Genomic DNA, 20,899 nt, shown 5'->3' with positions numbered 1-20,899 from the left:
CAATAACAACTACGACCCAAGCAGCAGCCCGCACCGCGCCGCCAACAAGTTCGTATGTGCCAACTAACAACACCACACACCCGCAGACCTCAACAGTTCTGACCACTCTTAGAACGAACGGCAAGTTATATAAAGAAGGAACGGCAAAAAAAACGCACTATGGGGAAAAAGGGGAGTTACTTCTACGTCATAGACGCATTCATAGCAAGCGCAATCATCATCTTCACCATTTTGTTTATCACTCGCTACGCCCAAACGGATAGTGCAACGCCCCAAAATATCAACGTTGCAGAAGATTTCATGCTCTACCTCCAAGGAACGGACATTCGCGACACGGACAGCGAAACCGTTGCGGACATTCTCAAGAGCTCCGTCGTCAACGAAACGGGGCAAACCCTCCTCACCCTCCTTACGGAACTTCACTACCTCGAAAAGGAAAAAGGGTGCACTCTCTGCGGCGAACAACTCTACAACCTCTCCAAAGAACTCATTGAAGACCTCATCCCTCCTGCCTTCGGCGCCCGTTTTCTCATGAACACCACGCCCTACTACACAAGACAGGGGCAAACCGCATCCGAGAGCATGACGCACTTCACATCCCAGAGGTTGACATTCTACCAAATCAACGATTCAGCGATATTCGGCCCTCTCACTGCACACATCGAGGTTTGGCAATGACTCCGCAAAGAAACCAGCAAGCGCCCACCACGCCACTGCTGAACAAAGGCAAGCGCGGCGTCGTGTTCACCATGATTGCCATAAGCCTCGCGACCCTCCTTCTTGCACTCTTCATCTGGACCTACACGGCAGACGTGCAAAGCGACCTTGACATCATCAACCTTCGTGTCTTCTACCTCAACAACTTCCTCAACGACCTGGATGAATACATCGAATTAGCCCTCACCGTAGGAAGCAGAAACACGCTGGAGGCAATGAGCACCTACATCAAAGACAACGGCTATGTTGCCGATGCACAATTAGCATTCCACACCTGCTTTCTTGAGGGAAACATCACCCCCGGAGGGCCTCCCTGCGGCCTTGCTTATAACAACTCAGCCCAACGATGGCTCGACGAAGTGCAACGTCACGTGGCGGACACGATGAAGATAACGTTCGAATACGAATTTCACAACGTCACCATAACCCAAAAATACCCCTTCCACCTCGATGTAACCCTCAATGCAACAGTCAAGCTCTACGACGTTTTTGCCACTTGGAACTACACCAAAATATACAACATTTCCATGCCTGTTGAAGGCCTCACCGACCCAGGCATCATCAAAGAATTTTCTGAACGACGAATCATCCGGCGCTCCCCCCGAGAAATCACAGGAATATGGGGGGTTCCAGGCCTGACTGAGATGTATCAAAACAAAGAATACCGCTGGTTCGACGAAGCCCCGAGCTTCCTTGAACGCTATGAAGGAAACTTTACCAACTCCTCCTGCTGCGGAATTGAAACGCTCATTAACACATCAACACTCGTCACGAACAAGCACAACCGCTCATTCACGGATTACCAACTCTTCAAAGACCTCAACTTCACCTGCGGAGAAGAAGTATTCTCCATAACCGGGTTTGTCGACCCTTCCTTTCAACTGGACACTGAACACCTCGCAACGTTCCAAATACTTGCCACGAGGTGGAGCAACGCGACCTGCCCGTAACAGCGACGCACACACTTTGCAAGGTTTGCAAGAGGGGCACTCTTCCTCGCCACCCGGTCTCGCGATCAGCCAGCTACCAACCCCCACGTCACCCCTGTTTCCCGTCGAAGCAAGACAAACCCACCACTCCAAAATAATGAACAAAGTTTAAATAACAAGATTTTGCTTTTCATCACGAATGGGAGAGGACACGATAGAGACCGGAGTTGACAAACTGCTCGCACTCTTCAAAGGAAACGAACGCATCTCTGTTTCAGCAGCCGCAAAGCGACTCGGCGTTCCAGAAGACGTGATTCAATCTTGGGTTGACTTCTTAGTCGAAGAAAAGATTCTCGGATTGGAATACAAGTTTACCAAGCCCTATATTTACCTGAACAGAGCATTTGACATCAAGCCGACCGTCGTCAAAGAAGAGCGGCCAACCATCCAAAACTTCAAGGAAGATTTCTTCAACCGGGCAAGAGATCGAAAACTCCCCCAGTCAAAAATCCCGCAGTTCTGGAAAGATCACTTGAGAAGGGAGCTCGAAGCTCAAAAAGACTTCTTCTTCGCAGAAGCCAAAAGAAGAAAGATGAACAACCCAGACATCCTCTGGGAAAAATACGTCAAGCAAACACTCGAAGCCTAAAAAAACTAAGAGGAAAGACACTCCGCAACAAGAATGGAACTCTCAGAATACCTCCATAACGACATCATCGAGTTCTTCGAACGAGAAGAACTGCTCCGCGAATCACAAAGCAGGACAGCGAGCAAGATACGCGCAACGGACGACGAGTTTGGATTGTTCATACAACGCGACTACGCCAGAGAAGTGGATGAAGCACTCTCCCGCAACAACAAAGACCTTGCTAAAAAAATATTCATTGACGCAGAAGAAGCGTTCTCGAAGGCACCAGAAGGGAGCAACGAGCGTGAAGCCCTGCGCAAAATACTAGAAGAGCTCGCTATAAAAATCAGGCTCTATGTTTCCAACGAAAAGTACCAACGAAACCTCAGCGACCTCATCAACGACCTTGAAAAGCGCGGCGTCTTCACCGACGAGTTCTTCCAAGCAACGAAGCAGTACTTGCACCGAAACATCCACCCAGGAACGTTCATGCAGGACCCCTCCCTTCAAGCGCTTCAAGCAATTGTTACAGGCAAGGCTCAAGAGCACCACTACAACCTCCTCGCCAGGCCTGCAAGCGTTTCCTCCAACGATGAGGAGGAAAAGGACGAGAACGAACGAAGGAGGATTCGTGCCATCCTCGAAGCCCAAAAAGAACTTTCTAAGAGCGGCCTCTTTAACCCCAACATCAATGTCTTCGTAGCGCCGCAAACGCCCGCCACCCAAAAAATACAAGCGCCCGCTCCCAGTTCAGCACAGAGCAGCCACGCTGAAAGCGGTGTGCTGTCTGCGAGCAGCACACCTTCTGTGCAAACACCCGAACCGTCTCAAACATCGGCACAAGGGTTGGCACAGGAGGCGGGTCTACGATCAGCTCCCGCTCCAACACCAACGAGTTCCTCGCCGCAACCGTTCCAAACACCCATCTTCGTAGCCCCAACAACTCCTCCCGAAGTCAAGGCAAGCATTGATGTCGACAAACTTAAAGAAGAAGTAAAAAAAGAACTGGAAGAAGAACTAAAAGCGAAGGAAGAAGAAATCAATCGCTTAAAAGAAGAGCGAGACAAACTGGCCCTCTCCAAAGAAGAGCTGCTCGCAGAAGCGAAAAAACAAGCGTTGGCAGCAATGAAGCAAGCAATGCAGGAAGAAGCCAAAAAGAAAAAAGAAAAAGAAGCCAAAGAAAAGAAGGAGCAAGAACGAGCGCAAAAACGCAAAGAAACAATACGGCTCCTCAAGGAAGCGGAAAAGGAACTGCGAAAAAGTCTTGCCGAAGACAAGGTCACGGTAGCAATGAAACAGTACAAAATTCTCAAAAGAGAAGCAAGTGCCCTTGCGGGAACACCACAAGCGCAAGAGTGGCAAGCAACACTCAAACACCTCTACGATGAAATACAAATCAAAAAACAAGAACTCAAACTCAAAGTAGAACAACACAAGCGGGAATTGAAAGAGACCTGCGCAACACTCAGAACCAGCATAAATCGATACCTTGACGACATCAATACGCTCCTCGACAAGCAAAAAGTCCACTCAGCACAAAAAAAATACCGTCGCGTCAAAGAACTCTTCCTCCGCTACCCTCAAGAAGACAGTGACGGCAGAAAGAAACTATTCACCACCATTCTCACTGCATACCACAAAATCAGAACAGCGCAAAGAACACTCTCAACAATGAAATCTCACGCGGACCTCAACCGACAACAGAGGAAGCGTGCGGAGGAACAACCGCGAGCAGCATCTTCTTTCCTAGCAGCAGCGACGGAGCAGTTAGCGCCGCACTCATCAAAAATGTCCTCCGCCACGCAAGAACCATCCTCTGAGCGCTTAGCAAAAGCTGCAACCAATCACAAGGCCAGCGAGGTGCAGTCATGACAAATCCACTAGACAGCATCCCCCACGTTGACTCGCTCAATGAGATCAAACCATTAGACCACGATCAGAAAGAAGAAAAGAAAGAGGACAAAAAAGACAAAGCCGAAGCGAAAACTCATGAAGAAGAAACGCCCCGAGCCGTGCTACCAGCACCAACAAAAGAGCCGACAGAGCTTCAACCACCATCCAGCCCCTCAACCTCAAGCTCTTCAACTCCGCCCTCAAAGGAAGAACCGCAAGAACAAACCACCCACCAAGAAAAGAACGCTGAAAAACAAGAGCCAAACAAAGCCTCTGAACAAGCCACTTCCGAAAGCGGAGCGAAAGGCGACACTCCTTCTGCACAACTCTCCACTCCAGGAGCTCCCCAACGCCCACTCGATGAGCCCCCACAGAAAGAACGAGGCGAACATTCAGCAAAACAACAAACTTCATCCAAACAACAAACAACCCGAACTGGCGCTGACGATCAAGCAACTAATCAACCAACAGACCTTCCCAGCTTCCCCCGCCCAACTAGCGAAACGGAACAAGAAGCTATCGCAAGCCTCAAAAAAATGGAGTCGTCACTCCAAAAACTCAAGACAACACCCACACAGCCCAAACGACACCTTCTTGACCGCTACACACTTGAAATAAATAAAATAATCATTGACATAAAAATCATCTTTGAAGACGAAAAACCGGTCCCTATATACTTCGTCAGCATCAGCAACATCAGCGACACTACAAAAGTTATTCTCGAAAAAATACGCCAAGAATTCGTCTCAAAAATTAACCTGGAAGACATTGAAAACTTCGAGGAGAATGAAGTGGTCAGCATCAGAGACCAGTTCAAAATGGAAATACGCAACCTCATTGAAAAATACTTCCCCCACACCGACTCCGACACGACAAACATGCTTGTCAACTACCTCATCCAAGAAAACCTCGGACTCGGAAAAATAGAAATCCTCCTCAAAGACCCCAACCTCGAAGAAATAGTCATTAACAACCACAAGGAACCTGTCTGGGTGTATCACAGAAAATACGGATGGCTCGAAACAAACATAAAAATCGTGACAGAAGCAAGAATTCGCCACTATGCCACCATGATAGGGCGAGAAGTTGGAAAAGAAATCACGACGCTCAACCCCCTCATGGACGCGCACCTCCATACTGGAGACCGCGTCAACGCGACACTGGCACCCATTAGTTCAGATGGAAACACCATCACTATCAGGAAATTCGCAGCCGACCCGTGGACTATAACCAAATTTCTCAAAGAAGGCACAATATCTTTCGAAGCCGCAGCGCTGATATGGCTCGCCATCCAAAATGAGCTCTCCATACTCATTGCAGGAGGCACCGGCTCGGGAAAAACCTCCATGCTCAACGTCATTAGCAACTTCTTCCCCCCAAACCAACGCATCATCTCAATCGAAGATACACGAGAACTCGTCCTCCCTAAAACACTCCACTGGGTCCCCATGGAAACCCGCCTCCCCAACCCAGAAGGAAAAGGAGGCGTAACCATGCTTGACCTCCTCGTCAACGCCCTGCGTATGCGCCCCGACCGCATCATTGTTGGAGAAATCAGGCGCCAGCGAGAAGCACAAGTCCTTCTTGAGGCAATGCACACCGGCCACTCTGTTTACGGCACCATTCACGCCAACAACGCCGACGAAACCATTACTCGACTCACTAACCCCCCAATTGACATCCCCAAGCCGCTCATCTCAGCAATTAGTATGCTCGTTGTCCAAAACAGAAACCGACGAACAGGCAAGCGCAGAACACTTCAACTTGCAGAAGTCCTCCCCAACGGTGACGTACGCGTTCTCCTCAGACTCAACGTCCAAAAAGACAAAATCGAACAAGTCAACCACAGCACCGTCACGCTCGAGAAGCTCAAACTCTATACTGGCCTTGGCGAAGAAGAAATCTTCAAGGATCTTCAGCAAAAAAAATCAGTCCTTCAATGGATGGTCAACAAAGGCATTGAAGACGTCCACCAAATCGGTATCATAATCTCCAAGTACTACATGGGCAAGCTAAAGTTAGAATGACACCCGCTAAACGACCCTCCAAACTCTTCGAACTACCAGTACGGTTCCTCGCGACAGCAAACCCTGGTCTCAGGAAAAAGCTTCGCATGGCGAGGATAAACAAAAAAGTCGATGAATACCTCGAAGAAAAGATTAAGGCCGCGCTTGTCATGTCGATAGGACTAACGATCATGGCGGCTTTTCTCTACGCACGATTTGAAATCTCGCTCTTTACCTTGCTGCCCACCTTTCTTGTCACGTTTCTCCTCTTCCTCTTCCTCTTCGTCAAGTCAGTAGATGCAGTCATTAGCAGGAGAGCCAAAGAAATAGACAAGGAAGTGCTCTTTGCCGGTCGATTTCTCATCGTCAAACTCAACGCGGGAACGCCCCTTGTCAATTCGCTTGTTGATGCAACCCACTCGTACGGCGTGGCGAACAAATTCTTCAAAGAAATCGTGAGGGACATCGACCTCGGGACACCCGTCGAAGACGCCCTGGAAACTGCTTCTCGCTACACCCCCTCCAAACGATTCAGGGCAATACTCTTCCAAATAACGAATGCCATAAAAATAGGCGTTGACGTCAGCAAATTCTTAGAAGCGACCCTTGACGAAATTGCTAATCAACAGCTCATCGAAATCCAACGCTACGGGAAAAAACTTAACGGCATAACCATGTTCTACATGCTTCTTGCCATTGTCGTTCCCTCTTTAGGCCTCACACTCTTCATCCTCGTCGCCAGTCTCATCAGCCTTGAAGTGAACCTCACCCTGTATTCTCTTCTCATCTTCATCCTCCTCATCATAGAATTTGTTTTTATCAGCATGTTCAAAACAATCCGGCCAAACGTCAACATATAACACCGCCTTTGATCAAAACGCGAACAGAGCAGGGCCTCACCACCAAGAGCCGGAAAAATCAATAAAGAGCACTGCACGGAAGAGAGAAACACCATGGAAGAAACGTTCACCTCAAAACTCCTCAAAAACCTTGTCGACTCATTTGGCAAGGCATTCGTCCCTAAGAAGCTTCGCCCCTACTTGAAAGAATACCTTTTCAAAGCGGGCGTGTACGAAGTCCCCTATCGACTTTTTGGCTCGCTCTTCTGGGTGGCCGTAGCCCTCACGTACTTTGTTTATTTTCTTAAAATTGTAGATTTCGTCCATTGGGAAAACCCGCTCAAAGCGTTCTTAATAGTTTTCTTCTCCTGGCTCTTTCTCATCCCCTTCTTTCTCATCCTTCTCGCTTCAGCGCTATACTTCTACTACAACATGAGAATCTTTCACCGCACGAAGGAGTTAGAGGATAGACTTCCAGACTACCTCACCCTCGTCTCCACCAACCTCAAAGGAGGACTCTCCTTTGAAAAATCACTCTGGGCAGCAATAAAACCCGAATTCGGAGTCCTCGCGAACGAAATAGCGCTCGTGAGCAAGAAAGTCCTCACCGGCAGCGACGTCAACGAAGCAATGATTGAATTCTCCAAAAAATACGATTCTCCCAACCTTCGCCGAGCAATGAACCTCATCGTCAGCGAAGTAGATTCCGGAGGCCGCGTAGTCGATGTCATAGATAAAATCATAGAGAATCTGAAAAAAACAAGGCAGCTCAAAGAAGAAATGGCGGCGAGCACGGTCACCTACATCATCTTCATGGGCGCGCTTGTCATCATCATATGCCCTCTTCTCTTTGCTCTCTCCTACCAACTTGTCAATGTCATGGTCGGATTTGGAAACAAAGTAGCAACATCCATCCCTGCCTCAGGGCAAATACCAATCAGCATATCTTCAAGCGGGATGAAGCCCATCCACTTTCGTATCTTCAGCGTCGCGGCCATATCAGTCATTGCCATCTTTTCAGCAATGATTGTTTCCATTATAGAAACGGGCAACGTCAAAGGCGGGTTGAAATACATTCCCCTCTTCCTCTTCTCCGGCCTTTTCTTCCTCTTTATCTTCAGCGTCCTCTTTGATGTCATTTTTAAGGGACTCATCACCTTCTAAACAGCAACGCATCATAGCAGAGCAGAACCAAACGAGTGTCGCGAATCCCAACAACAACCTTTATAAACTCGCTTGACAAGACCTAACACAATCATCAAAACAACAGCCATCGCGAAGGAACGCCACAGCAACAGCCACTGCGGCGAGACGCAACCACCAATACCATGACCAGGACGCAAGCAACAAAAGAAAAAACCTCCGCCGACGCGCTCACTCTCGCTCAACACAAGACGATCTTCCCAATCATCGTCCTCGTCGTACTCTTTCTCGGCATCGCTCTTGGCTTTCGCATCTCGGCCGTCAGTGAAGAGCCTTCGCTTCTTGCTATACTCAACTTCGGCGTCACCTTTCTCAACACGATTGTCATCATCATCCTCTTCAGCCTCCTTGTTCGAACTCGCGACGACCTCAAAAGCATTCAAGGAAGCCATAACAAGCGAAAGCCGTGACCACAGGCTAGCGAGCGACAAAGTACGAGCTCCGACGGGCCAACGGCGACCCCTGCCAGCACGTGACGCGAAAAAACGAAGGGGGCTGCACCCTTCCTCGCTGAAGAACCGCTCTCCCCGCGAAAGAAATGAAGGAACACGAGAGAAGAATGGAGGAACAAACAATGAAGGAAGACTTGACAAACGCCTCCAAGGTCGTTTTTGATTTTCTCCTCACCTATGGCTGGGCGATTCTCACGCTCCTTCTCATCACAGCAGTCCTCGCCTACGTTGGCATCTTCACCATTCCGCATTTTCCCTTCATGGAATACTGCTCTCTTGAAGCCCCACTCGTATGCCAAGACTTCTCACTCTCCGCCACGAAAGGCCTCTTCCTCCTCCTCAAGAACAGCTACAGCTACCCCATCACGCTCAAACAAGAGCACCTTTTGTTCACACTTGATTCCGGAAGAAAGATTAACTGGGGCAACTGTCGTTTTGACGGCCAGAACAAGCAGGAAGTAGTCGTCAAGCCCGGCAGGTATGTTCAAATAACGTGTGCTGAGCAGCTAGACCTCGAGCCAGGGAGCCGTGCAAAAATACGCGCCAATGTAAAGTACATCAAGCAATCCTACCCAAGACCAGTACAAGGTGTTATCATCGCAAAAGTCGTGCCCTAGAGAACAAGGAACAAGGCCGAAAAAAAGTAAAACCTTAAAAAGACAAGGAGCCAAGAGGTACCAAAGAGCGCAGCTCCCAAAAAAAGCAAATAAAAAATGAAGGCGCAAAGGAAGAAGATCATGAACCCGTCCCAGAAGAAATCCAACGACGCCCTGAGAGGGGCTTCACAACCCCAACACATCCTCACGACAAAGAAGAGCCTGAGGTCACCATCGAGAGCAACAACGCCGAAAAACCTGTGCCCAACCCCTCGCAAAGCACAGGCGGCGATCGAGTTTCTCATGACCTACGGCTGGGCTCTTCTCGCAGTCCTCGTCGCTATCGGCGCCCTGGCTTACTTCGGCGTCCTCGACCCATCCAAAATCCTTCCGGAGCGCTGCAACTTCCAGCAAGAACTCCCCTGCACGGGTTTTCAAATTAACACGACCCACGTCAAGTTCGAGCTCAAAAACGCAGCAGCTCAAGTAGTGAACATCACGAAACTCCAATACAAGGAAGCAACGGCCAACGCGTTCCAAGACTGCAAAACACTCACCCCAAACCCCATCGGCAAGATACTCATCGAACAAAAGAAACTAATAACGTGTGAGTTCCAAACGCCATACGAGTCAGGAAGGCGGCTCAAGCTCAAGTTCAACGTGGAATGGAATAACGACAACCCGAACTTCAGCCATGTCGGCGCGGGGGAAATCTATGGTACTGTCCAATAACGACCGTTGTAGCGCAACGGGCACCATCACTCCTTCCTGCAAGCGAAGCACGCGCACAACGCCTTCGTCACGCTCTTTATGAAGCACCGTACCAGTATCGCTCGAAAAGGCAGTGTGCAAAAACACTGCAGGACGGCAACGTGCACTCCCCCCGGGCAAGCATCGCACGCATCGATGAGGCAAGCAACGACGAAGGGGCAAGCGGCAAGGGGGCAAGCGGCAATCGAGTTTATGATGACGTACGGGTGGGCAATCATCACGCTTCTCGTCATCGTCGCAGCCCTCGCCTATTTCGGCGTCTTCTCCGCCGAACGCTACATTCCCGAAGGATGCGTGACATCATCAGAGGTAATCTGCAAGGATTTTCAAATCTTCAATGACACCGCCACCGGCAGGGCATACCTCTCCCTTCGCCTCGGCCTTGCCATACCAGAACCCGCAAGGGTCAATCTCACCGCGACAATACCCGAAAAAGAATTGACCGCGACTCGCTGCTACCTCGTCTCTCAAGACGGTGCACAGAAAGCAGAAACCATCAAGGTGTTGCCTGGAGAATCATTCTCAACCTACTGTTATTTCCCCCAAGCGTTCACGTACGGGGAACGCATCAAAGCAAACACTGCCTTTACTATCGTCCCTGAGAGAAAATACCCCCTCGCTGCTCACGGCGAAGTCGTGGGAAAAGCCAGCACCGGGACGGCTCCGCCAGAGCCATAAGGCAAAGGCGTAGCTGCCAAGCGGCACAGCACCGCTCCTGCACAAGAAAATCGGTCTGTGACGGCTTCAAAAAGAAAACATTTAAGAAAAACGATATGAAAAAAACGAATATGAGAACAGGCCAAGAAGAAACGGCCAGGCGAAGGACGACGCAAAAAAACACGCAAAAAACGCGGACGTTCTTTCAAAGCCCCCCGCGAAGGCAAGGCCTCATTGTTGAAAACACCACCATTATTGTTCTTGCACTCATTCTCATGACGCTCGCCCTAGGCGCTATGATGTACTCCGGCATCATTGGCGAAAACATCCTCAAAAAAGAAGCATGCAAGGCAGGAAGCGAGTTCAACTGCCAAGAGCACCGCGTCTTCTACGACCCCGACGCTGACGCAACCTTTGTTCAAGTGCAAGTGGCAAGCAACGAAGACAAAGCAGGAACGCTCAACGCCACAGCAACATTGCAAGACGGAACAAAAGCAGAAGAATGCTTCTTTGACAACCTAAACGGAGGCCCTCGAAGCAAAAAAACGTCAATCACAAGCGAGGGAGGCGTCATCGTCACGTGCAGGTTCCCGGGACGGGTGCTTGAAAAAGACGAGCAAGCCGCACTTGACATCGCTGTCCAATTCACCCCGGCCCGCGGCGGCTACCCTCGAGAGACGGACATCCACGTTCAAAGCACAGCAAGCGAGGACAAACTCCCCCCTCCCATTTCTGACGACCCAGAAGATACGAATATCGAATTCTGTCAGGACGGATTTGACAACGACTTTGACGGCAAGGTGGACACGCAAGACAGGGACTGCTGCAACGACGCCGACGGAGACACCTACGTCGAAAACAGGACCGTCTGCGACCCCGCCAACAGCGGATACGCAGGCTATAACCAGCCGGCCTGGTCGTTTGGGGACTGTGACGACAACGACGCTGCAATTAATCCCGCAGCCACGGAAGTGTGCTACAACAACATTGACGATGACTGCGACGGCGCAATCGATGAAGAATGCCCTGGCGGGTCCCCTTGCACTTGTCCTGACGGGTACTCGTACACAGGGTTAGCTACGAGCAATGACTGTATACGACATCACATTTGCTCAGGGTACTGCTGTCCCGGAAGCGGAAGCAGTGGAAGCGGGGGAGGCATTGGAGGATTATTTGGGTAGTGCATACATACTACGACTCCCCCCTGCAGCGTAGAAGAGAGAACACGAAATAACACCTGCGAGTTATTCTTTTTCGCTTCTTTGTTCTTTATTCTTAGCGGAAAACCACTGGCTGGGTGAGGGAAGCGCATTAATTTAAAAAAAACAAAGAAGAAATGAAGCCCATGAGCAAACCGTTGAAGGTACTGTTACAAAAGAACAACACAATATTTATAAAAGAAAGGAGCTCAAGAACGTCCATGACCTCCCTGCGAAAAAAACCCTGCTGTCAACGAAGGAGCAAACAAAACAATCCTCACCAGCGTCTCGAAGCAACCGCCCGTCCGGATGAATACCTGCCCGCCCAGAAGCAAGGGAAACAAGGGCAAGCCGCCCTCGAATTCCTCACCACGTACGGATGGGCCTTCCTCATCATTCTCATCATGATGGCAGCAATCAGCTACTTTGGCTTCATCAACCCAGGCAAGTTCCTTCCCAACAAATGCGTTGTAGGAAGCGAGTTCAGCTGCCAAGACTACCAAGTGACCGACCAAGGAAACGTTCGCTTCAAGCTCACCCAAAACGTCGGAAAATCCATCATAGCAGGAACGGCCAACTGCACCATCGAAGGCACAACCTCCACCGCGGGCGACATGACCCACGATGGGTCAACGTGGAACAACCGAGAAATCAAAGAATTCGTCTGCTCCTTCCCTGCCGGCACGTTTTTAGAAGGGGAGCGCGTCAAAATACTCGTAGAACTTGCCTACCGCCTCGAAGCAGGGGGGTACCCCCACGAAACCGACGGCGAAATCTATGCAAAAGTCGTAAAAGAATAACATCAAGATAACGTTAACTACGCGGTCAGTCCTAAAAGATCCCAAACGAAAAAAAAGAGGTGAGCGATGCCGCAGAAGCAGCCAACAACCCACAAGCACCCGCGCCGCATCGCTGCGGAAGAACAACTCAAAACACGAGCAGGACAAGCAGCCCTCGAATACCTCATCACGTACGGGTGGGGATTTCTCGTCATCCTCGTCGTTGTTGGCTCCCTCGCCTACTACGGCCTTCTCACGCCAAGCCAATACTTTCCTGAACGATGCGAATTCGGCCCCCAACTCGTTTGCGAAGACTTCTACATACAAGAAGCCCCTGCCCAAGTAAAAGTCACCCTCAGGAACAACTTCGGCAAAGCAATAAACATCACCAACGCATACGCCCTCGAAGTCTGCTCTGACAATGTTCTTTCAGGAGGGACGTACGTAACCATCCCCCCCGGCAAGAAAGGAGAAGTCATCCTCGATATTGAAAACCTCTGCAGCACCTTCAACCATCGCTACACGAAAGGGGACAAAGACCTGGCCAGCGTCACCCTCACCTTCCAGAGAAACAAAACAGGCGCTCCCAGACACAACCTCACCGGCGAAATCTTTGCCAAAGTCCATTAAACCAACCAAAACGTTTATAAACCCGTATCCGTTCTCGCTCTTTGTTATGAGTTCTGATCAAGACGTTCTCAAGAAGAGAGGAACGAGAGCTTAGGTGAGCATTACCGTGAATGAATCCATGAAAACAGGAACCACCACTGTAGGCATTATTGCAAAGGACGCTGTCGTCCTCGCGGCAGACATGCGCGCAACAGCGGGCAACTTCATCGCGAATAAGCACGTCAAAAAAGTCCTTCCTGTGACGGACACCATCGCTATAACAACGGCAGGGTCAGTCTCTGATATACAACTCCTCGCAAAATACCTGCGCTCAGAGCTCCAGCTGCAAACCATCCGGACAGGCAGGGCCCCAACCGTCAAGGAAACAGCCAACCTCCTCTCAGGATGGGTGTATGGGATGGTGCGCCGCATGATACCCAGCGTGACGCACTTCCTCCTCGGAGGATACGATAAAAAGCCAGGGCTGTACGACATCTACATGGACGGATCGCTCAGCGAAGCGGAAGACTTCGTCGCAAGCGGTTCAGGAAGCCTCTTTGCCTACGGCGTTCTCGAAACCAACTACAAAAAAGACCTCACCTCGCAGCAAGCAGTCGACCTCGCCGTCAAAGCAATCAACGCAGCCCTGCAAAGAGACTCTGCAAGCGGCGGCGGCGTCATCGTCGCTGTTGTTGACAAGCAAGGCTACCGCGAAGTCCTCAAGAAAACAATCACAACAACAATCTAGGCAGATCTAAGCAGAACGCCGCGAACACCATCTTCCAATCCTCTTCAACGCCGAGCGCGGCACTCTTACCAACAACAACGAACAACCTAACGACAATCGGCAACCACACTTTTTTTTCACAAAACTTTTTTTCACAAAAAAAGAACCTGCAAGAAAACCGCTTTTGCAAACACCTACGAACACCACACTACGTATTCATCACCGTCATCACCGGAACAACGGAACCTCACCATTACTTTTTCAGCCTGAAGGAAACACGATTCTTAGGCTGTTTCACCAATTCCAATCTGAACTGAATGAAACGATTGCTATCTGTGAAACAAGAAAGACAAGAAGCACAACTGAAACAATAACGACACGAAAGGAAAAAAACAACACAAAAGAACAACCGAACAACCATCCAACAAAACACAACACAACAAGAGAGGTTTTAGAGACCCATGACAGATATCATTAAAGAAATAGAAACGAAAATACCCAAAGAAAAAATCAAAGAAGCAATGTTCGAAGGCGCAAACATCGTCCTCTACACCGATGATAAATCCTTTTTTCTCAATGACGGAGGCGCCATCCGCCGAGCAGTCAATCACGTCAAAAAACGCATTGAGCTACGCCCCTCCCCATCCCTCCTCCTCGAAGAGGAACACGCTGAGAAGAAAATCAGGCAAATTCTGGGCGAGGAGTCAAAAATAGGGCAAATCATCTTTGACAAGCCACGAAGCCAAGTCATCATCGAAGTAGAAAAGCCCGGCGTCGCCATTGGAAAGCAAGGAGAAAACCTCCAAAGCATTCGCGAAGAAACCTTATGGGTTCCACTCATCAAGAGAACCCCCGCGATACGCTCAGAACTCATTGAAAACATCAGGTCGGTCCTCTACCAAAACTCGGACTACCGCAGAAAATTCCTGCACAAGACAGGCCAGCGCATCTACAACGGCTGGCTTCGCCAAAAAAAGGAAGAATGGGTCCGCATCACGCACCTCGGCGCGGCAAGACAAGTGGGGCGAAGCTGCATCCTGCTCCAAACGCCGGAATCTCGCGTTCTTCTCGACTGCGGCCTTGACACGACGAGCGAACAGGCGGCCTACCCGTATGTCGAAGTCCCTGAGTTCAACATTCAAGAACTCGACGCCGTTGTCATCACTCACGCCCACCTTGACCACGTCGGCTTTCTCCCCTACCTCTTCAAGTTCGGATACAAAGGACCCGTCTACTGCACAGCACCCACACGAGACATTATGGCCCTCCTCCAGCTAGACCTCGTCAAAATTCAGCGCATGGAAGGCAAAGAACCCATCTACACCTCTGAAGAAATCAAGGAGATGGTTAAACACACCATAACCCTCGACTACGAAGAAGTCACAGACATCACCCCAGATGTGCGCATCACCCTCTACAACGCAGGCCACGTCCTCGGCAGCGCCATCGTCCACATACACATAGGAAACGGACTGCACAACCTCGTCTACACTGGCGACATCAAATACGCAAAAACGGCAATGCTCGCGCCGGCCAACACGTCCTTTCCTCGATGCGAAACCCTCATCCTTGAGAGCACGTACGGTGGCAAGGACAACGTCCTCCCTCCCGTCAAGGAGCAAGATGAAGCGTTCTGCCAAGTCATTGAAGAAACAATCAAACGAGGAGGAAAAGTTCTTATGCCCGTCCTCGGATCCGGAAGGGCCCAAGAAGTTGTTGTCATTCTTGAAAACATGATACGAAGCGGCCGCCTCGATCCAATACCTATCTACATCGACGGCATGGTGTGGGACATCATGGCAATCCATACTGCATATCCTGAATTCCTCAACAGCACCGTGCGCCAACAAATCTTTCATAAAGACAACAACCCCTTCCTCGCAGAAAACATCAAGCGAGTCGGAAGCAACAAAGAGCGCCAACAACTCATCGAAGAAGGAGGCCCCTGCCTCATCCTCGCCACAAGCGGCATGATGGAAGGAGGACCGTCCGTTCAATACTTTAGAAAGCTTGCTGACAACCCCAAAAACAGTCTCATCTTCAGTTGCTTTCTCCCAGAAGGCAGTCTGGGCAAGCGCATCCAACGAGGCGCCACGGAAATCAGCTTTCAAGACGGAGCAAAAATAGAAACCGTTCCTGTACGGCTTGAAGTGCACAAGCTAGAAATCAGTGGCCACGCGGACAGGAGAGAGCTTATGAACTACGTGCGCAGAGTCAACCCCAAACCCAAAAAAATCATTCTCAACCACGGCGAAGCATCCCGCATCTTAGACCTCGCACGAAGCATTCACAAAACGTACCGCATAGAAACCGCGGCGCCTCGCAACATCGACGCGATCCGCCTCTGCTGACAATCTCTACCTGATAATAAACCACCTCATCTGCCGATAAAAAGCGCGCCTGCTTGTTCTCCTCCCAAAACCTTTTTATACCTGTCCGACCAAAACTGCCAGTATGGGCTTTCTCATTCGCTACAAGGGCGTTTTTGATATGGAGGGGCTCTACCGGTTCGTTCGAGACTGGCTTATTAAGCGGCGTTTCGACGTTGACGAGGTGCGCTACAAAGCAAAATGGGACGAAACAGAACTGAAGTGGAAGGCGGAGCTAGACGTTGACGAATACTACACCTACTTTATCACTATCGACTGGCATTTCTGGGACGTTAAAGACGTGCACGTACAAGGAAAAACCCTCCAGCAAGGAAGGTTCGAAATCAACCTCAGCTTCAACGTGTCAGCAGGCAACCCTGAAATCTTTCCAGAAAAGGGAAACAACTTCCACGAGAAACTCGCCGCCTCCCTCGGTAAACTCATGCACAAGCTCAGAGAAAATGAAAAGGACGTTCAGCACATAGACACCCTCCACTACCTCACGTTGCGCCTCCACACAGAAATAAAAAAATTCTTAAACATGCACACGAATGTGAGCTCGTATTAAGACGATAAGAAGCAAAAAAACCAACAACTGAAAATAAAGACGGAATAAAAGACGAGAAGAGAACGACCATGGCGGAAGTATACACGCTTATCGACGGCAAAGAATTCAGCTACGAAGGCATCTTCAACCTGCAAAAACTCTACAAAATCATTGACACTTTCTTCAAAGAACACCACTGGAACAAAAACGAAATAAAAAATTTTGAGCAAGTCGAGCCAAAAGGGCGTCAAGTCGTGCTTGAAATCATGCCGTGGCGAACGTTTAGCGACTATTGCAAGGAAGAAATTCGCGTGTTCATGATTGCCTCAGAACTCAAAGATGTCGACGTCACCATCGACGGCGTCAAGCGAAGGCTCCAGCAAGGAAAGCTCTTCTTCTCCTTCGACGCCTACCTCCATACCGATCGCAAAAAACAATGGGAAGGAAGGCCCCTCCTCTACTTCTTCAGAATCTTCGTGGACAAATTTGTTCGCAAAGGATACGTCGACGCGGCGAAATCAGAAACCATTCGCAGATGCAACGAGCTTCAAGACGTCATCAAATCGTACCTCAACTTGCACCGCTACCTCACGTCACGAGAGCACGCAACCCCCCGCAAAGCGTGAATTCTTTAAAAAAACAGAAGGGAGCAAAGGGGGATGAAGGGATCGTGCGGCGCCGCAAAACCACGCCTCCGGCGCAAACTAGCAACGACAGCAAGCCAAGACGCAAACAACAAGAAAAAGCGTGGACATCACCCGTTGAGAAAAAACGCCGCAGCCCGGATTCGAACCGGGAATCCCGTAAGGGACCTGGTCTCAAGCCAGGCGCAATACCAGGTTATGCGACTGCGGCAACGCGGGAGCCAACGTACCTGGCAGGATGGGGAATGAGGCACACCGCCCTCTTAAAAAACTTTACGAAACAACAACGCACGGCCTCGACGCAGAAACCAACCTCCTCAGCCAAGCAACGGGCCTTCACCCCGAGCCGTTTGCTTCTTGCTTACGCTTTATTCCCTACTCTTTGTTCCCATACACGTTATAATAATACCTTCGCTGAAGCGCCCGGCGAACCCTCTTCTTCGCCTGAGAAATGGCTCGCAGCAATTCCCTCCCGTGATCAATCACGGTATGCGGAAGCACCATGAACAAATCGCTCCCTGACGTGCCAAGATCCCTCGACGCCGCCTCCAAGCCTTGCATGCCCAAGTAGATGAGTTCGGAACAATCAACAGCAAGGGGGCTGACCTAACGTGCGCGAAGGCTTTTTCGAATGAAGGTCTCCACTATCTTCTCACCCCTCCCTTCAAGAAGGACCGCCTCCAAACCCCCAACGTACCGCCTCACCTTCACCCTGCCCGATGACTCAATGGCCTACATGGAAAGTGAAGGATGATTAGTGACGAGAAGGAGCTGCGGCAACGCGTACGCAGGAGTGCCTCTCCTTCGCTGCTCACGTCCAAACTCGCTCATGGGTGCAAACCATCGAGAGCCGCTCTCCTTCTCAAGCTCCCCCGCGAGCAAGTCCCCAACGCGCCTACAGCGGCGCTCAGATGCTCGTCCATTGTACACGCCAAAAACATCCCCTAAAAACGCTCTTTCAAGGTCGAGATCAACATCCCCCTTCAAACCAAAAACGGTTGTGGCGTGGTCCGAAACGAGTTTACGCTCCCGCTTCTTAACGCACGTGCCCCTTTCCGAATACATCTCAACCTGCAGATCTGAACAAGCAAGAATAGCATCTTCACACTTTGCCCGGAGCGCAAACATCGTCGTCATTTTTGGACGGGGAAGCAGCTCATGACTACAAAAATTTAGCGGTTGCACACCTGCTGCCTTGTACGAAGTTCAACCAGCCCCTCTGAAACGCGCCAAACGGGGAAGTTAAGAAGAAGCCTGAAAAACAAGAAGCCTGAAAAACCACAAGATTTAAAAAAACGTTCACGGTTCTCAACCCAGGATCACGCATCCAACCCCGCCAAGCACTCCTTCGGGAGGAGGGAAGAATAATGAAGAAGGAAACGGTTCTTAAAGCGCTTCAAGCACTCAAGAAAGACTCGCCCCAGCGCAACTTTGACCAATCAGTTGATATCATCATCAACCTAAAAAACCTCAATCTCAAAAACCCCTCCGACCAAGTAGACTTCTTCGTCAACCTCCACCACGGCATTGGCAGGAAAATAACGGTTTGCGCCCTTGTCGGCCCAGAACTCTTGGAAGACGCCAAAAAATACTGCGACTTCGCCGTTGAAGCATCCCACTTCGATGAATACGCTGATAAGAAAAAAGCAAAGAAACTCGCGTCAACCTACGACTACTTCATTGCGCAAGCAAACATCATGCAGCGCGTCGCCGCAGTCTTTGGACGAACCCTCGGACCACGAGGAAAAATGCCAAACCCCAAAGCGGGATGCATCATTCCCCCGAAAGGAAACGTGAAGGCGACAGTGGAAAAACTCCAAAAAACCGTGCGCATTATGGCTAAAAAATCACCGCAAATCCAACTCTCCATCGGCAAGGCGAGCCAGCCGGAAGAGGAAGTGGTTGACAACATCCTTTACGTATACGACCAAGTCATCCACCACCTCCCCAAAGAGAAAGAGAACATTAAAAACGTGGCAATCAAGCTCACCATGAGCAAGCCGGTGGTGCTCTCATGAAAGCTGCAAAAATTCAACCGCGGAAAAAGCAGGCAATTGAAGACCTTGTCGCCAAGATAGAGGCCTACCCTATCATTGGCGTCGTCAACCTGCAAAACCTTCCAGCCAAGCAGCTGCAGACCATGAAGGAAAAGCTCAGGGGAACCGTCGAGATGCGCATGAGCAAGAAGACACTCATACGCCTCGCGTTCAAGCAAGCAAAAAAAGAAGGAATCGATCAACTCAGCACGTACCTTCGCGGCATGCCAGCGCTCATCTTCACCAAGGAAAACCCCTTCTCGCTCTTCAGAACACTTAAAAAATCACAATCCAGCGCACCCATAAAAGCAGGCCAAACCGCCCCGGCGGACATCGTCGTCCCAGCAGGACCAACGAGCTTCGCCCCAGGCCCCATCATCGGAGAACTCGGCGCCTTCGGCATCAAAACCGGCGTTGAAAACGGAAAAATAGCAATCAAGGCAGACGCGGTAGTAGCCAAAGAAGGCGAGGAAGTAAGCGAAAAGCTCGCAGGCATCCTTGCACGACTCGGCATTGAACCGATGAAAATAGGCCTCGACCTCATCGCAGTCTATGAGGAAGGAGAAATCATCACCAAAGACACCCTTGACATCGACGAAGAAGCGTACCAACGCGACTTCGCAGCAGCCGCGAGCGAAAGCTTTAACCTGGCAATGTTCATCCACTACCCAACCAAAGAAACAATCCGCCTCTTCCTGACAACCGCGGCGGCGGAGTCCCTCGCGCTTGCAAGAGAGGCAAACATCATCACCAAAGACACGATCAAGGACGTCCTGGCAAAAGCACATCGTCAGGTCGCCGCGATACAAGCAAAGACAGGATAACAAAGATAGGCCAACCAACGAAAGGTAAAAAAGAAGAACTTCAACGAAGGGAGGTTGAAAATGGAATACGTGTATGCGTGCATGTTGTTGCACAAAGCTGGAACGGAAATCAACGAAGCAAATGTCAAGAAAGTCCTTGAAGCAGCAGGCGTCAAAGTTGACGAAGCGAGAGTGAAAGCGCTTCTCGCAGCGCTTGAAGGCGTCGACATAGAAGAAGCGATTAAAACAGCCGCGGCGGCTCCTGCGCCGGCGCAAGCACCCGCGCAAGAGGCGGGAGGAACGCAGGAACCGTCAAAGAAGGAAGAGAAAAAAGAAGAGAAAAAAGAAGTGGACGAGACGCAAGCCGCCGCAGGGCTCGGCGCCCTGTTTGGCTAAAAAACCTCGGCATCCACTTTCTCTTCAAAAACCACAATATTTTTTTTAATTTTTTTTATATGAAAAACTACATAAGGAAAAACGAGCAAGGCAAAAACC

25 protein-coding genes and 1 tRNA gene are annotated in these 20,899 nt (G+C 50.1%); 22 read left to right on the top strand and 4 right to left on the bottom strand.

All coding sequences use genetic code 11. The features are described from left to right. Nucleotides 1-159: 159 nt before the first annotated feature. The 15 genes from D6783_03660 (at nt 160) to D6783_03590 (ending at nt 14,026) form a co-directional block, all read left to right on the top strand. Nucleotides 160-678: a hypothetical protein gene (locus D6783_03660; GenBank protein ID RME52882.1), complete on the top strand. Its 519-nt coding sequence runs from the start codon at nt 160-162 to the stop codon at nt 676-678. Further along, on the top strand, nt 675-1,667 hold the full coding sequence (locus tag D6783_03655) for a hypothetical protein (protein RME52881.1): 993 nt from the start codon (nt 675-677) through the stop codon (nt 1,665-1,667). The genes D6783_03660 and D6783_03655 overlap by 4 nt, the downstream gene beginning before the upstream one ends. 178 nt (nt 1,668-1,845) lie before the next feature. After that, nucleotides 1,846-2,295 carry a hypothetical protein gene (locus D6783_03650; protein ID RME52880.1) on the top strand — a complete coding sequence of 150 codons (450 nt, stop codon included), beginning with the start codon at nt 1,846-1,848 and terminating at the stop codon, nt 2,293-2,295. A gap of 33 nt (nt 2,296-2,328) precedes the next feature. Then, the gene (locus tag D6783_03645) at nt 2,329-4,146 is read left to right on the top strand and encodes a hypothetical protein (GenBank protein ID RME52879.1); all 1,818 of its coding nucleotides are present in this window, start codon (nt 2,329-2,331) and stop codon (nt 4,144-4,146) included. Next, on the top strand, nt 4,143-6,194 hold the full coding sequence (locus tag D6783_03640) for a hypothetical protein (GenBank protein RME52878.1): 2,052 nt from the start codon (nt 4,143-4,145) through the stop codon (nt 6,192-6,194). The genes D6783_03645 and D6783_03640 overlap by 4 nt, the downstream gene beginning before the upstream one ends. Beyond that, nucleotides 6,191-7,033: a hypothetical protein gene (locus tag D6783_03635; GenBank protein ID RME52877.1), complete on the top strand. Its 843-nt coding sequence runs from the start codon at nt 6,191-6,193 to the stop codon at nt 7,031-7,033. The genes D6783_03640 and D6783_03635 overlap by 4 nt, the downstream gene beginning before the upstream one ends. Nucleotides 7,034-7,126: 93 nt before the next feature. Beyond that, nucleotides 7,127-8,176 (top strand): hypothetical protein, encoded by a 1,050-nt coding sequence (locus tag D6783_03630; protein RME52876.1) that lies wholly within the window; start codon nt 7,127-7,129, stop codon nt 8,174-8,176. A gap of 164 nt (nt 8,177-8,340) precedes the next feature. Continuing rightward, entirely contained in the window at nt 8,341-8,625 is a 285-nt protein-coding gene (locus D6783_03625) for a hypothetical protein (protein RME52875.1), read from the top strand. A gap of 128 nt (nt 8,626-8,753) precedes the next feature. Continuing rightward, nucleotides 8,754-9,284 carry a hypothetical protein gene (locus D6783_03620; GenBank protein RME52874.1) on the top strand — a complete coding sequence of 177 codons (531 nt, stop codon included), beginning with the start codon at nt 8,754-8,756 and terminating at the stop codon, nt 9,282-9,284. A gap of 120 nt (nt 9,285-9,404) precedes the next feature. Further along, the gene (locus D6783_03615) at nt 9,405-9,995 is read left to right on the top strand and encodes a hypothetical protein (GenBank protein RME52873.1); all 591 of its coding nucleotides are present in this window, start codon (nt 9,405-9,407) and stop codon (nt 9,993-9,995) included. 78 nt (nt 9,996-10,073) lie between these two features. Further along, entirely contained in the window at nt 10,074-10,712 is a 639-nt protein-coding gene (locus tag D6783_03610) for a hypothetical protein (protein RME52872.1), read from the top strand. Nucleotides 10,713-11,419: 707 nt separating this feature from the next. Then, entirely contained in the window at nt 11,420-11,872 is a 453-nt protein-coding gene (locus D6783_03605) for a hypothetical protein (protein ID RME52890.1), read from the top strand. Nucleotides 11,873-12,027: 155 nt separating this feature from the next. Further along, nucleotides 12,028-12,690 carry a hypothetical protein gene (locus tag D6783_03600; GenBank protein ID RME52871.1) on the top strand — a complete coding sequence of 221 codons (663 nt, stop codon included), beginning with the start codon at nt 12,028-12,030 and terminating at the stop codon, nt 12,688-12,690. Between the two features lie 66 nt (nt 12,691-12,756). Next, on the top strand, nt 12,757-13,299 hold the full coding sequence (locus tag D6783_03595; GenBank protein RME52870.1) for a hypothetical protein: 543 nt from the start codon (nt 12,757-12,759) through the stop codon (nt 13,297-13,299). Between the two features lie 94 nt (nt 13,300-13,393). Then, entirely contained in the window at nt 13,394-14,026 is a 633-nt protein-coding gene (locus D6783_03590; protein RME52869.1) for a proteasome subunit beta, read from the top strand. Here D6783_03590 and D6783_03585 read toward each other — a convergent pair. After that, nucleotides 14,010-14,195, bottom strand: a complete 186-nt coding sequence (locus D6783_03585) for a hypothetical protein (GenBank protein RME52868.1) — start codon at nt 14,193-14,195, stop codon at nt 14,010-14,012. The genes D6783_03590 and D6783_03585 overlap by 17 nt on opposite strands. Here D6783_03585 and D6783_03580 point away from each other — a divergent pair. The 4 genes from D6783_03580 (at nt 14,190) to D6783_03565 (ending at nt 17,547) form a co-directional block, all read left to right on the top strand. Beyond that, nucleotides 14,190-14,483, top strand: a complete 294-nt coding sequence (locus tag D6783_03580; protein RME52867.1) for a hypothetical protein — start codon at nt 14,190-14,192, stop codon at nt 14,481-14,483. The genes D6783_03585 and D6783_03580 overlap by 6 nt on opposite strands. Beyond that, entirely contained in the window at nt 14,467-16,356 is a 1,890-nt protein-coding gene (locus D6783_03575; GenBank protein ID RME52866.1) for a beta-CASP ribonuclease aCPSF1, read from the top strand. The genes D6783_03580 and D6783_03575 overlap by 17 nt, the downstream gene beginning before the upstream one ends. A gap of 103 nt (nt 16,357-16,459) precedes the next feature. Then, on the top strand, nt 16,460-16,942 hold the full coding sequence (locus D6783_03570) for a hypothetical protein (GenBank protein ID RME52865.1): 483 nt from the start codon (nt 16,460-16,462) through the stop codon (nt 16,940-16,942). A 68-nt stretch (nt 16,943-17,010) separates the two neighbouring features. Next, nucleotides 17,011-17,547 (top strand): hypothetical protein, encoded by a 537-nt coding sequence (locus tag D6783_03565; protein RME52864.1) that lies wholly within the window; start codon nt 17,011-17,013, stop codon nt 17,545-17,547. A gap of 146 nt (nt 17,548-17,693) precedes the next feature. Here the strand turns inward: D6783_03565 and D6783_03560 are convergent. The 3 genes from D6783_03560 to D6783_03550 form a co-directional block, all read right to left on the bottom strand. Beyond that, nucleotides 17,694-17,776 (bottom strand) — tRNA-Ser (locus D6783_03560). Between the two features lie 164 nt (nt 17,777-17,940). Next, nucleotides 17,941-18,126: a hypothetical protein gene (locus D6783_03555; GenBank protein ID RME52863.1), complete on the bottom strand. Its 186-nt coding sequence runs from the start codon at nt 18,124-18,126 to the stop codon at nt 17,941-17,943. 171 nt (nt 18,127-18,297) lie between these two features. After that, nucleotides 18,298-18,630, bottom strand: coding sequence for a hypothetical protein (locus D6783_03550; GenBank protein RME52862.1), 333 nt, complete (start codon nt 18,628-18,630; stop codon nt 18,298-18,300). A 302-nt stretch (nt 18,631-18,932) separates the two neighbouring features. Between D6783_03550 and D6783_03545 the strand changes: the two genes are divergently transcribed. Genes D6783_03545 through rpl12p form a run of 3 tightly spaced genes read left to right on the top strand, consistent with a single transcriptional unit; the run spans nt 18,933 to nt 20,800 of the window. Continuing rightward, nucleotides 18,933-19,583 (top strand): hypothetical protein, encoded by a 651-nt coding sequence (locus tag D6783_03545; protein ID RME52861.1) that lies wholly within the window; start codon nt 18,933-18,935, stop codon nt 19,581-19,583. After that, entirely contained in the window at nt 19,580-20,425 is an 846-nt protein-coding gene (gene rplJ / locus D6783_03540) for a 50S ribosomal protein L10 (GenBank protein ID RME52860.1), read from the top strand. Before D6783_03545 ends, rplJ begins: the two co-directional genes overlap by 4 nt. A 60-nt stretch (nt 20,426-20,485) precedes the next feature. After that, nucleotides 20,486-20,800 carry a 50S ribosomal protein P1 gene (gene rpl12p, locus D6783_03535; GenBank protein ID RME52859.1) on the top strand — a complete coding sequence of 105 codons (315 nt, stop codon included), beginning with the start codon at nt 20,486-20,488 and terminating at the stop codon, nt 20,798-20,800. Nucleotides 20,801-20,899: the final 99 nt, after the last annotated feature.

It is taken from the genome of Candidatus Woesearchaeota archaeon (genome assembly GCA_003694805.1).
Classification (GTDB): Archaea; Nanobdellota; Nanobdellia; order Woesearchaeales; family J110; genus J110.
Note: the sequence above shows the minus strand (reverse complement) of the source record. Positions and strands in the feature narration are given on the sequence as shown.